12 protein-coding genes and 1 pseudogene are annotated in these 11940 nt (G+C 71.0%); 9 read left to right on the top strand and 4 right to left on the bottom strand.

The window, feature by feature from the left end:
• The first annotated feature begins 129 nt into the window (after positions 1-129).
• The 5 genes from HSO01S_RS08525 (at position 130) to HSO01S_RS08505 (ending at position 4574) form a co-directional block, all read left to right on the top strand.
• Positions 130-561: a DUF6113 family protein gene (locus HSO01S_RS08525; protein ID WP_066040380.1), complete on the top strand. Its 432-nt coding sequence runs from the start codon at positions 130-132 to the stop codon at positions 559-561.
• 37 nt (positions 562-598) lie between these two features.
• Positions 599-922, top strand: coding sequence for a ferredoxin (fdxA, locus tag HSO01S_RS08520; RefSeq protein WP_066040378.1), 324 nt, complete (start codon positions 599-601; stop codon positions 920-922).
• Positions 923-935: 13 nt separating this feature from the next.
• On the top strand, positions 936-2048 hold the full coding sequence (dapC, locus tag HSO01S_RS08515) for a succinyldiaminopimelate transaminase (RefSeq protein ID WP_066040377.1): 1113 nt from the start codon (positions 936-938) through the stop codon (positions 2046-2048).
• A gap of 72 nt (positions 2049-2120) precedes the next feature.
• The gene (locus HSO01S_RS08510; protein ID WP_169799968.1) at positions 2121-3425 is read left to right on the top strand and encodes a citrate synthase; all 1305 of its coding nucleotides are present in this window, start codon (positions 2121-2123) and stop codon (positions 3423-3425) included.
• A 201-nt stretch (positions 3426-3626) separates the two neighbouring features.
• Entirely contained in the window at positions 3627-4574 is a 948-nt protein-coding gene (locus tag HSO01S_RS08505) for a putative endonuclease domain-containing protein (RefSeq protein WP_157078971.1), read from the top strand.
• 98 nt (positions 4575-4672) lie between these two features.
• Here HSO01S_RS08505 and dapD read toward each other — a convergent pair whose 3' ends face one another.
• On the bottom strand, positions 4673-5632 hold the full coding sequence (gene dapD, locus HSO01S_RS08500) for a 2,3,4,5-tetrahydropyridine-2,6-dicarboxylate N-succinyltransferase (protein WP_066040373.1): 960 nt from the start codon (positions 5630-5632) through the stop codon (positions 4673-4675).
• Positions 5633-5671: 39 nt separating this feature from the next.
• Here dapD and dapE point away from each other — a divergent pair, with 39 nt between their 5' ends.
• The 3 genes from dapE to HSO01S_RS18315 all read left to right on the top strand — a co-directional run bounded on the left by dapE (position 5672) and on the right by HSO01S_RS18315 (position 8288).
• Positions 5672-6808 carry a succinyl-diaminopimelate desuccinylase gene (gene dapE / locus HSO01S_RS08495; protein ID WP_066040370.1) on the top strand — a complete coding sequence of 379 codons (1137 nt, stop codon included), beginning with the start codon at positions 5672-5674 and terminating at the stop codon, positions 6806-6808.
• 3 nt (positions 6809-6811) lie between these two features.
• Entirely contained in the window at positions 6812-8044 is a 1233-nt protein-coding gene (locus tag HSO01S_RS08490) for a mannosyltransferase family protein (protein WP_066040368.1), read from the top strand.
• Between the two features lie 70 nt (positions 8045-8114).
• On the top strand, positions 8115-8288 hold the full coding sequence (locus tag HSO01S_RS18315) for a DUF3117 domain-containing protein (protein WP_084361480.1): 174 nt from the start codon (positions 8115-8117) through the stop codon (positions 8286-8288).
• Positions 8289-8461: 173 nt separating this feature from the next.
• Here HSO01S_RS18315 and HSO01S_RS08485 read toward each other — a convergent pair whose 3' ends face one another.
• Positions 8462-9094, bottom strand: coding sequence for an O-methyltransferase (locus HSO01S_RS08485; RefSeq protein ID WP_066040365.1), 633 nt, complete (start codon positions 9092-9094; stop codon positions 8462-8464).
• Between the two features lie 72 nt (positions 9095-9166).
• Here HSO01S_RS08485 and HSO01S_RS08480 point away from each other — a divergent pair.
• Positions 9167-9421 (top strand): annotated as a pseudogene (locus HSO01S_RS08480) (twin-arginine translocase TatA/TatE family subunit); the annotation flags it as partial.
• A gap of 323 nt (positions 9422-9744) precedes the next feature.
• Here the strand turns inward: HSO01S_RS08480 and HSO01S_RS08475 are convergent.
• Positions 9745-10704, bottom strand: a complete 960-nt coding sequence (locus tag HSO01S_RS08475) for a hypothetical protein (RefSeq protein ID WP_157078970.1) — start codon at positions 10702-10704, stop codon at positions 9745-9747.
• A gap of 35 nt (positions 10705-10739) precedes the next feature.
• Positions 10740-11885, bottom strand: a complete 1146-nt coding sequence (locus tag HSO01S_RS08470) for a P-loop NTPase (protein ID WP_066040763.1) — start codon at positions 11883-11885, stop codon at positions 10740-10742.
• Positions 11886-11940: the final 55 nt, after the last annotated feature.

Here is an 11940-nt window from a genome sequence, read left to right as displayed (position 1 = left end):
CTAACTTGGGTAAGCCTAGCCTTACCAAAAGTCGAGCGTAGACAATCCCGTGCGGCTTGTCCAGACGAGCCGTGCCGCTCTCCGGCGCCGACCGGCCCGCGTTCAGGGTTCTCGCCCTAGGCTGGGAGGGTGATCCAGGATCCCCCCGCACTGCAGGAGAGCGCCGCCGTGCCCGCGGCCGATCCCGGCTCGCGGCTGACCGTGGTCGTGGGGTACGTGGTCGCCCTGCTGCTGGGCGTGCTGTTCGGTGTGCTGGGGACCGTGGTGCACCAGTCGAGCTTCAGCGTCTTCGGGCTGTTCGACCTGCCGATCGGGCTCGTCGTCGCCCTTCCGGCCCTGGCGGTGCTCCTTACCGGGCTGCGCCTGATCCACCCCACCCGCCTGCCGGCGTTCCTCGCCGCCGTCGGGGCCATCGGCATGGTCACTGTGTTCGCCCTGCCGAGCCCGGGTGGCTCGGTGCTCATCCCAGCCGGAGTGCCCGGAATGGTGTGGCTCGTGGGCTCGAGCCTCGTGGCCGTCGTCGTGATCGCATGGCCGGGATCACCCCGGCCCAAGCCGTAGACTTGTCCTCTGGGACATCGAAGGGACCTGAACCACTGTGACCTATGTCATCGCCCTCCCGTGCGTCGACGTCAAAGACCGCGCCTGCATCGACGAGTGCCCGGTCGACTGCATCTACGAGGGTGAGCGCTCGCTCTACATCCACCCCGACGAATGCGTCGACTGCGGTGCCTGCGAGCCCGTCTGCCCCGTCGAGGCCATCTACTACGAAGACGATCTGCCCGAGGAATGGGCCGACTACTACAAGGCCAACGTCGAGTTCTTCGACGAGATCGGCTCGCCCGGCGGAGCCGCCAAGGTCGGCGTGATCAAGTCCGATCACCCGCTCGTGGCCGCGCTGCCGCCTCAGGGCGACCACTGATCGGCGCCGCGGCGTGGCTCTAGGGGCTCTTCCCGACTACCCGTGGGACCAGATGGTCCCGTACGCCCGGCGCGCCGCCGAGCATCCCGACGGCATCGTCGACCTGTCGATCGGGTCGCCGGTCGACCCTACGCCCGCGGTGATCCGGGAGGCGCTGGTCGCGGCGACGGATGCGCACTCGTACCCCCAGACGACCGGCACGCCGGCGCTCCGCCGCGCGATCGTCGACTGGTTCGCCCGCCGTCGCGGGGTGACCGGGCTGACCGAGGATTCGGTCTTGCCGACCATCGGCTCGAAGGAGTTCGTGGCCTGGCTGCCGTTCATGCTCGGGCTCGGCGAGGGCGACGTGGTCGTGCATCCGGTCGCCGCGTACCCCACCTATGCGATCGGGGCGCAGCTCGCCGGTGCGACGGCGATCGCCTCCGACGACCCGGCCGAGTGGCCCTCGACGACCAGGCTGGTCTGGCTCAACAGCCCGGGCAATCCGGATGGCCGGGTGCTCGACGTGGCGGCTCTCCGAGCGGCCGTCGCGCGCGCCCGCGAGCTCGGCGCCGTGATCGCGGGCGACGAGTGCTACGCCGAGCTGGGCTGGGACGGGCCGTGGGCGACCGAGCCGGTGCCGAGCATCCTCGACCCCCGCGTGACCGGGGGAGACCCGAGCGGTGTGCTCGCGGCGTACTCGCTCAGCAAGCAGTCGAACCTCGCGGGCTACCGGGCGGCGTTCACCGTGGGTGACCCGGCGCTGATCGCGCGCCTGCTCACGGTGCGGAAGCACGCGGGCATGATGCCGCCGGCCCCGGTGCAGGCCGCCATGATCGCCGCGCTCGGTGACGACGAGCACGTGGCCGCGCAGAAAGAGCTCTATCGCGCGCGACGCGAGGTCCTGCGCCCGGCGCTGGAGGCCGCCGGCCTCCGGATCGACCGGAGCGAGGCCGGCCTCTACCTCTGGGCGACCGGGGGTCGCGACGCCTGGGAGACGATCTCCGATCTGGCGTCGCTCGGCATCCTGGCCGGTCCCGGGCCGTTCTACGGGGACGGGTATCCCGAGCACGTGCGGTTCTCGCTGACCGCCACCGACGAGCGCATCCGGGCCGCCTCGTCACGACTGCGCTCGCGCGGACATTAGGCTGTATACGGGTCAACGCGGTCACGGTCTACAGATGCAGCCTGCGTCCCGCCACAGAAATCACTAGGCAGGATCACTCAAGGAGGCGCCGTGACGGACGTCGAACAGAAGGCCACACTGACCTATCCGGGAGGCACGGCGGAGTTCCCGATCCTCCGCAGCGTCGACGGAGCCTCGTCGGTCGACATCTCGACCTTCACGAAGCAGACCGGCCTCACCACGCTCGACTACGGCTTCGTGAACACCTCGGCGACCAAGTCGTCGATCACCTACATCGACGGCGACCAGGGCATCCTGCGCTACCGCGGCTACCCGATCGAGCAGGTCGCGACGCAGCTGACCTACCTCGAGGTCGCGTGGCTGCTGATCTACGGCGAGCTGCCGACCCCGTCGGAGCTGTCGTCGTTCGACGACCGGATCCGGCACCACACGCTGCTGCACGAAGACCTGAAGAGCTTCTTCGACGCGCTGCCGCACAACGCGCATCCGATGTCGGTGCTCTCGTCCGGCGTCTCGGCGCTGTCGACGTACTACCAGGACTCGATGAACCCGCACAACCCGGAGGACGTCGAGATCTCGACCATCCGGCTGCTGGCGAAGCTGCCCGTGATGGCGGCGTACGCGCACAAGAAGAGCCTGGGGCAGGCCTTCCTCTATCCCGACAACTCGCTGTCGTTCGTCGACAACTTCCTGCGGCTGAACTTCGGCAACCTGGCCGAGCCGTACGTGATCAACCCGGTGCTCTCGAAGGCGCTCGAGCGCCTGCTCATCCTGCACGAGGACCACGAGCAGAACGCGTCGACCTCGACCGTGCGGCTCGTCGGCTCGACCGAGGCCAACATGTTCGCCTCGATCTCGGCCGGCATCAACGCGCTCTTCGGGCCGCTGCACGGCGGCGCGAACGAGGCCGTGCTCACGATGCTGGCGCAGATCCGCGACTCGGGCGAGGGTGTGGCGAAGTTCGTCGAGCGGGTGAAGAACAAGGAGGCGGGCATCCGTCTCATGGGGTTCGGTCACCGCGTCTACAAGAACTACGACCCGCGGGCGAAGCTCGTCAAGGAGAGTGCCGACGAGGTGCTTGAGGCTCTTGGTGTGCAGGACCCGCTGCTCGACATCGCGAAGGAGCTGGAGCAGGTCGCCCTCTCGGACGACTACTTCATCTCGCGCCGGCTGTACCCGAACGTCGACTTCTACACGGGTGTGATCTACAAGGCGATGGGCTTCCCGACGCGGATGTTCACGGTGCTGTTCGCGATCGGGCGTCTGCCCGGGTGGATCGCGCACTGGCGTGAGATGGCGACCGACCCGCAGACGAAGATCGGGCGGCCGCAGCAGTTGTACTTGGGTGCCGCCGCGCGCGACCTCCCGCGCCGCTAGCCCGCAAGCCGCGCCCTCCCGGGCGCGCCCGCCACGCGACCCCCGCTCTCTCCCCCCTCCACTCCCGCGAGCCGTCACAAAACGCCCTTCCGACGGGGTTTTGGGGCGTTTTGTGACGGGTGGCGGGGTGGGGAGACGGAGGTTTTCCACAGAAGTCCTGGGGGCGGCCCGAGGGGCGAGACGGTGGTCGACTATGGGGGCATGCCACGACGTGTCGACCTCCCCTCCGAGCTCGTCGGCGCGCCCTTCGGGGTGTGGGGCGGGCGAGAGCTCGGCGTCTCCGAGAAGCGGATGCGCGGGCCGGACCTGCAGCGGCCGTACCACGGCGTCCGGCGGCGGGCGGATGCGGTGGCACGCGAGACGCCAGAGGGTCTTGAGGCCCGCTGCGACGCGTACCTGGTGCGGCTTCGCGGGTCGCAGGCGTTCAGCCACCTGACGGCGGCGGCGCTGTGGGGCGTGCCGCTTCCGGGGCGGGTGGAGAGTGATCCGCGCATCCACGTCTGTGCTTTCGGCGGGACCCGGCCACGACTGCGGGGTGTGGTCGGGCATGAGACCGACGATCCGGATGCGCGGGTCGTCATCCGCGACGGCCGTCCAGTGGTGGATGCGGTCGCCGCCTGGATCCAGATCGCTGCCCTTCTGTCGCTGGACGAGTTGGTCGCCGCCGCGGACCACCTGGTGCTGACGCCGCGACGGTGTGCTCCGGAGGATCCGCGGCCGTACGTCACACGGGCAGAGCTCGCTGCTCGACTCCAGGGGTTCCTCGGCCGCGGGCGGGCTCGTGCGCTTGCGGCGCTGGAGCTCGTGCGGGACGGCGCGGAGTCGTCACGGGAGACGGCGATGCGGCTCGACCTCGTTCGACACGGGCTGCCGGAACCGCGACTCAACCTGCGGATCACCGACCGCGACGGCGTGCCGATCGGCTTCGGCGATCTCGTGTATCCGGAATTCGGGGTCGTGGTCGAGTACGACGGCGAGCAGCACCGCACCGACTCTCGGCAGTACTACCGCGATGTCGAACGTTCGGAGGCGATCACTCGCGCGGGCTGGATGCACGTGCGCGCCACGAAGGAGACCCCGCGCGCGGGCCCCCGCTCGCTCGTGGCCCGCACCGAGAACGCCCTCCGCTCCCGGGGCTGGCACCCATGACCTCCCGCGCTCCCCGCCCGCGCCCCGCGAGCCGTCACAAACCGCCCCAAAACGGCGCGCGAAGGGCGGTTTGTGACGGTTCGCGGTGGGGATAGAGGCTACGCGTGGAGGGTGGGGTTGAGGGTGATGCCGGAGCCGGAGCGGGCTACCGCCTCGACCGCGCCCGTCAGGGAGTTGCGGCGGAAGAGGAGGTTCGGCACACCGGAGAGCTCGACGGCCTTGACGATACGATTCTCCTCGTCCGAGCCGCTGCCGTCGATCAGCACGATTTTGGTGCCGGCCGTGACGTAGAGGCCCGCCTCGACGACCGTGTCGTCTCCGATCGAGATGCCGATGCCCGCGTTGGCACCGAGCAGCGCCCGGCGGCCGATCGACACGCGCTGCGTGCCGCCGCCCGAGAGCGTGCCCATGATCGAGGCTCCGCCGCCGATGTCCGAGCCGTCGCCCACGACGACGCCCTGCGAGATCCGGCCCTCGACCATCGAGGTCCCGATCGTGCCGGCGTTGAAGTTGACGAAGCCCTCGTGCATCACGGTCGTGCCGGGTGCCAGGTGCGCGCCCAGGCGCACGCGGGACGAGTCCGCGATCCGCACCTTCGGCGGCGTCACGTAGTCGAGCAGGCGCGGGAACTTGTCGATCCCGTAGGCCTGGATGCCCTCCCGCTGTAACGACGGCCGCAGCCGGGTGAAGTCGTCCGGATGCACGGGGCCCGCGTTCGTCCACGTCACGATGGGCAGGTGGCCGAAGATGCCCTCGAGCGACAGCGTGTTCGGCGCCACCAGGAGGTGGGAGAGCAGGTGCAGCCGGAGGTAGGCGTCCGAGGTGGACTGCGGGGGAGCGGCCAGCTCGATCTCGACCGTCGTGACCTCGACGGTGACCGCGCGGCGTGCATCCGGGATCGCGTGGGCCCGGAGGGACTCGGTCGCGGCGCCCGTCGAGGGCAGTCGCCCGAGCTGCGGGGCCGGGAACCAGGTGTCGAGCACCGTGCCGTCGGAGGCGATCGTCGCGAGGCCGGCGCCCCAGGCGTGCGTGGGCGTGTTCAGTACTTCTTCAGGCATGACACAAGCGTATTGCGCGCCGAACCCTAAACTTGGGGAATGCCTCGTTTCGACCCCGCGCATCCGGTTCTCGATCTCAGCGTCTCGTCGACGGAGCTGACCCAGCAGCTCTGCGACGTCGAGTCGGTGTCCGGGGACGAGACCCTCCTGGCCGACGCGATCGTCGCCGCCCTCGCCGGCAGCACGCACCTTGAGATCATCCGCGACGGCGACACGATCGTCGCCCGCACGAACCTCGGCCGTGCCGAGCGGGTCGTGATCGCCGGGCACATCGACACGGTGCCGCTCAACGACAACCTGCCCACGCGCTACGAGGAGATCGACGGCGCCGAGTACCTCTGGGGCCGCGGCACGGTCGACATGAAGGCGGGGGTCGCGGTGCAGCTGAAGCTGGCCGCCGAGCTCGTCGAGCCCGCGGTCGACATCACGTGGATGTGGTACGACCACGAAGAGGTCTCGAACGAGCTCAACGGGCTGACCCGCCTCGCCCGCAACCGCCCCGACCTGTTCGCGGGCGACTTCGCCATTCTCGGCGAGCCGAGCAACAGCCGCATCGAGGGCGGGTGCAACGGCAACCTGCGCGCCGAGATCCGCGCCTACGGGCAGCGCTCGCACTCGGCCCGCAGCTGGGTCGGCGACAACGCCATCCACAAGGCCGCCCCCATCCTCGACACCCTCGCCGCCTACCAGGCCCGCGAGGTCGAGGTCGACGGCCTGGTCTACCGCGAGGGCCTGAACGCGGTCGGCGTGACCGGCGGTATCGCGGGCAACGTCATCCCGGACGAGGTGATGGTGCACGTGAACTACCGCTTCGCGCCGAGCCGGTCGGGTGAGGAGGCGGTCGCGCACATCCATGAGCTGTTCCCCGACTACGACGTGACGATCGTCGACCTCGCCGAGGGCGCTCGCCCCGGGCTCGACGCCCCGCTGGCGCAGCGCTTCCAGGCCGCGGTCGGCGGTGTCGCGCTGCCGAAGTACGGCTGGACCGACGTGGCCCGCTTCTCGGCGATGGGCGTCCCCGCCGTCAACTACGGCCCCGGCGACCCGCTCAAGGCGCACGCCGACGACGAGCGGGTGCTGGTCAGCCAGATCGGCGAGTGCGAGGCGGGGCTGCGGGCGTGGCTCACCGGCGGCGATCCCGAGACGGGTGCCGACGCTCCGACCCCCGGCGACTGACGGGTGACCCGCGAGTCCGAGGTGAGGCCGGAGGTGAGTCCGGAGGCGCCGGCCGCCCCGTCCTCCCGTCTTCGCCGGATCCCGTGGTGGCTGCGCGTGATCGTGGTCTTCGCGTTGTCGCGGGTCGTCACGACCGTGATCGTGCTGCTGTTCTCGCGGGCGCAGGGCCCCAACCCCTGGACCGGCGCGAATCCGCCCTACCTCAGCTACGCCGCGATCTGGGATGGCGCCTGGTACAAGATCATCACGTTCTACGGCTACCCCTCGACGCTGCCGCTGACCGCCGACGGCCACGTCAGCGAGAGCGCCTGGGCGTTCATGCCCGGCTTCCCGTATCTCGTCGGCACGCTGCGCTGGGCGACCGGGTTGCGCTGGGAGCTCGTCGCGGTCGTCGTCTCGCTGGCCTGCGCCCTCGGCGCCGCCCTGGTCTTCTACAAGCTGATGGAGCACGTGCTGAAGGACCGCGGTACCGCCCTCTTCAGCGTCGTTCTGTTCTGCGTGGCGCCGCTGTCGCCGCTGTTCCAGTTCGCGTACGCAGAGTCGATGGGGCTGCTGCTCCTCGTCACCGCCCTCTACCTGGTGGTCACGCGGCGCTACCTCTGGGCGTTCCCCGTCGTCGCCGTGATGGCGCTGACCCGCCCGTCGGGGCTCGCGTTCGCCCTCTTCCTCGCCATGCATGTCGTGTACCGCTTCGTCACGCGCGACCGGGATCCCTACTCGGTGCGGGAGCGGGTGGAGTCCGTGCTGCTCGGCCTCTTCACCGCTGCCATGGGCTTCGCCTGGCCTGTCATCGCCTGGATCGCGACCGGCTCGCCGACCGCTTACACCGACACCGAGCTGGCCTGGCGCTCCTCGTACATCGGCTGGGGCGAGCTCGTGCCGTTCACCGCGTGGTTCCAGGGCGGCACCTGGTGGCTCGGCCAGCCGTGGGGCGTGATCGCGGTGGTGCTGCTCATCGTCGGGTTCGCGGCGTTCCTGTTCCTCCGGCCGGTCAAGCGCCTCGGGCCCGACCTACGGGTCTGGCTCGCGAGCTACGCGATCTACCTCCTGGCGGTGTTCTTCCCGCAGTCGAGCACCTTCCGGCTGCTGATGCCGATGTTCCCCGCCCTCGGCGCCCTGGCCGTGCCGCGCTCGAAGATCTACCGGGTCGGGCTCGTCGTGCTCGGCATCGCGGGCCAGGTCGGCTGGATGGCGATCGCCTGGGGAGTGGACGGACGCGACTGGACGCCCCCGTGATCGGGGCGGCGGTTTCACCCGGCCATCCGCATCGGGGATAATGGAGATCACACCACGAAAGGGGAGCCGAATGGCCGCCATGAAACCCAGGACCGGAGACGGACCGATGGAGGCAGTGAAAGAAGGACGCCTCATCATCGTGCGAGTACCGCTGGAGGGCGGGGGGCGCCTCGTCGTCTCCGTCAATGACGCGGAGGCGAAAGAGCTTCACGACGCCCTCGCCGGGGTGGTCAGCCCCGCCTAGTCCACGCGGAGCGACCAGTCCGGAACGGACTGATCAGCGGCCCCCAGCGGAGAGATCCGGTGGGGGCCGCTGGTCTGTCTTGGTGGGCGCTGGCCTGGTCTGCCGCGCGGGCCTGGCCGGCCGCGTTGTCCTTGTCGCCGCCGTACGGCCGCGACTGCGCGGCGCGCCCGGGCTCAGAGCGCGAGCTTGGTGACCTGGAGCAGGCCGTCTCCGGCGGGGGAGAGGGCGACGAGCACGGCGTCCGACGCAGAGAACTCGTTGGCGAGCGTGCGGAAGTCGCCGATCGTGTCCCCGCGCTGGGCGGGGTCGGCGACCTTGTCCTTCCAGAGCGCGTGCGGCACCAGCACGGTGCCGCCCCGGCGCACGAGACGAAGGGCGTGCTCGACGTACTCGATCACCGACTCGGGGTCGGCGTCGACCAGCACGAGGTCGTAGGAGTTCTCGTTCAGCCGCGGCAGAACGTCGGCCGCCCGGCCCGTGATCAGGCGGATGCGGTTGGCCGGCACTTTCGCGTCGAGCAGCGCCGCGCGCGCGATCTGCTGGTGCTCGAGTTCGGTGTCGATCGAGGTGATGGTCGCCTCGGGAGCGCCCTTCAGCATCCAGAGCGCCGAGACGCCGAGGCCGGTGCCGATCTCGACGATCGAGCGCGCATCCGTCGCCGCCGCGATCACCGCCAGCTGGCTGCCGAGCGCGGGCGAGATCGACTCGACGCCGACCTCGGCCGCGTGCGCGCGCGCCGCGACGATCTGCGGTGACTCGACGACGATGTCGTCGGCGTACTTCCAACTGGACTCTTTGCTTGACACGTGGGCCTCCCCTGACAGCTTAGGGACGGCCGGCGCCCAGGCTCGGCTGCCACGCGGCGGTATGATTTCAGGATGTTCGGGTTGACCTTCGAGAAGCTCCTGCTGATCGGGGTGATTGCGGTCTTCGTGCTCGGTCCGGAGCGTCTGCCCGGCTACGCGGCCAAGCTGGCCCAGCTCGTCAGGACCCTTCGCGACATGGCCAACGGCGCCAAGGACCGGATGCGGGACGAGATGGGCCCCGAGTTCGACGACGTGGACTGGAAGAAGCTCGACCCGCGGCAGTACGACCCCCGGCGGATCATCCGGGAGGCGCTGCTGGACGACGAAAGCGACGTCGGAGGTGCGGCCGCGGGGTCTGCCGCCGTACGGCCGGTGAGCCGGGCGCGGCCGGAGTCGACGCGGGGCGAGGAGCAGTACAAGCCGCGCTCGGCGGGCGGGCCGGAGGTCGCGGGTGCGGCCGGGGTTGCGGCGGCTGCGGGGGTTTCTACGCCCACAGGGGTTGCGGCGGGTGCCGGTGCTGCCGAGCCGGCCGGGATGCCTGCGACGGCCGGGATGGTGGGGACGGCCGGGTCGGGTCTGCCTGTCGGCGGCCCGGAGGGCGCACCGGCTCCTTCCGTCGGCGCGCTGTACGACTCCGAAGCGACCTAGCGTCAGCCCGCGGTCTCGGCCGTGCCGTAGCCGCAGGTCTGCGCGATGAAGTCGTAGAGCGCCAGGCGCAGGGCATCGCTCGAGGGCACCGAGACAGTCCCGGTGGTGCCGGTCATGCCGGTCGCGCCGTCGCCGAGCTCGACCTGCACGGGGAGGAACGTGCCGCGTTTGTCCTCCGCGATCGCGTGCGGGTCGCAGCGGGCCGGGACGACGTCGAGCGTCAGCACCTGAGTCGCCCCACCGCCGTCGACCGCCGTCTCCAGCGGCCAGTTCCCGCCACCGGGCGGCTGGAGCAGGATCGTCGACCGCGCTCCCGAGACCCGCAGGGATCCTGACCCGGCGGACGGGTCGACGACGAGGCGCAGCCGGGCCACCGCATCCCGACCCGCCCCCGTCACCTCGAGGGTGTCGTCGAGCCTCAGCGAAGCCACGGCCGCGACCGCCTCGTCGAGGCAGTCCTCGCCGGCGATGCGGGGGAGCACGGCGAAGGGGTCGGCGGGTGCCGCGACGACCTCCCGCGAGGCTCCGGATGCGTCGGTCACGGTGACGGCGAGGGTCGCGTCCCCGGCGAGCGACGACGGTGCCGGGCACACCGCCTCGGGCAGCGCGACCGGCAGCTGGCGCGTGAGACCGGCCGGCACCTCGGTGGGCTTCGACCAGGACGCCTCGCCGGCGAACTGCGGGGACGAGAAGCGGGCGGCGGTGACGGTTATCGGCGCGGTGCCCTGGTTCGTGACGGCGAGTTGGAGGACCCGCTTGGCGTAGTCCGGGCGGTTCTGGAGGATCGCCAAGCCGAGCCCGTCGACCACGGTGTCCGGGGCGGCGGTGGCGGGGCTGGGCGTGGCGCCGGGGCCTGCCGTTGCCGCGCCGAGTGACGCGGTCGGTAGTTGGTCCGCGGTGCCCGGCCCCGTGCATCCGGAGACCATCGCGGCGAACGCCGTGAGCGAGGCAGCCAGGATCACCGGGGCGAGACGCCCCCGCACCCCGGCCGGCCGGTTCACACCGGTGCCAGGCCGAGCTTGCGGCCCGCGAGATCGCGGCCGCGGGTGGCGAGTCGCTCGGCGACCGACTCGATCGCACGCGCGGCGGGGTCGGCCGGATCGGCCAGCACGACGGGCGTGCCCACGTCTCCTCCGGTGCGGAGGGCCGGGCTGAGGGGCACGGAGGCGAGCAGCGGGACCTCGCCCCGCCCGGCCTCCTCCTGGCGCGCCGAGAGACGACGGGCGACCTCGACGCCGCCACCGGAGCCGAAGAGTTCGAGCACCGAGCCGTCGGGCGCGGTGAAGCCCGCCATGTTCTCGATCACGCCGTAGACGTGCTGTCCGGTCTGCATGGCGACGAGGCCGGATCGCTCGGCGACGTCGGCCGCGGCCGCCTGGGGCGTGGTGAGCACGACGACCTCGGCGTTCGGCAGCAGCTGCCCGATCGAGATGGCGACGTCTCCGGTGCCCGGGGGCAGATCCAGCAGCAGCACGTCGAGGTCGCCGAACCAGACGTCGGTGAGGAACTGGGTGATCGTGCGGTGCAGCATCGGCCCGCGCCAGGCGACCGCGCCGCCGGTGGAGGAGGCCTGCTCGGGGTCGATGAACATGCCGATCGAGATGACCTTCACGCCGTAGGCGACGGGAGGCAGGATCATGTCGTCGACCCGGGTCGGCCGCGCGGCGACGCCGTCGGCATCGACGAGGCCCAGGATGCCCGGGATCGAGAAGCCGTGCACGTCGGCGTCGACGAGTCCGACCGCGAGCCCCCGGCGTGCGAGCGCCACGGCGAGGTTCGCCGTGAGGGTCGACTTGCCGACCCCGCCCTTACCGCTCGTGATCGCGTAGACGCGGGTGAGGGATCCGGGGCCGAAGGGCATGGTGCGGGCGCCCGGACCGCGGAGGCGTTCGGTGAGGGCGGCGCGCTCGGCCTTCGTCATCACCGAAACGTCGACCTCGACGCCAGAGACGCCCTCGACCGAGGATGCCGCCAGGCGCACGTCGCGTTCGATCGTCGCCGCCGCGGGGCAGCCGACGATCGTGAGCTTCAGTGAGATCGCGGCGGTGCCGGCCGGCGAGACGTCGACGGCGCCGATCATGTCGAGCTCGGTGACCGGGCGGCGGATCTCGGGGTCGATCACGCGGGAGAGGGCGGAGCGGATCGCCTCGACCGTGGCGGGCGAGTCGGATCCCGTGGCATCGCCGGTGCTGGTCTGA

It is taken from the genome of Herbiconiux solani NBRC 106740 (genome assembly GCF_001571005.1).
In the GTDB taxonomy this organism is placed as follows: Bacteria; Actinomycetota; Actinomycetes; order Actinomycetales; family Microbacteriaceae; genus Herbiconiux; species Herbiconiux solani.
The sequence above is the reverse complement of the archived record's forward strand: the minus strand, read 5'-3'. Positions and strand labels throughout refer to the sequence as shown.

Excerpts from the sequence above, each read along its gene's own strand:
- HSO01S_RS08505 (WP_157078971.1), top strand. The coding sequence starts at position 3,627 with ATGCCACGACGTGTCGACCTCCCCTCCGAGCTCGTCGGCGCGCCCTTC.
- dapD (WP_066040373.1), bottom strand. The coding sequence starts at position 5,632 with ATGCCTGAAGAAGTACTGAACACGCCCACGCACGCCTGGGGCGCCGGC.
- dapE (WP_066040370.1), top strand. The coding sequence starts at position 5,672 with ATGCCTCGTTTCGACCCCGCGCATCCGGTTCTCGATCTCAGCGTCTCG.
- HSO01S_RS18315 (WP_084361480.1), top strand. The coding sequence starts at position 8,115 with ATGGCCGCCATGAAACCCAGGACCGGAGACGGACCGATGGAGGCAGTG.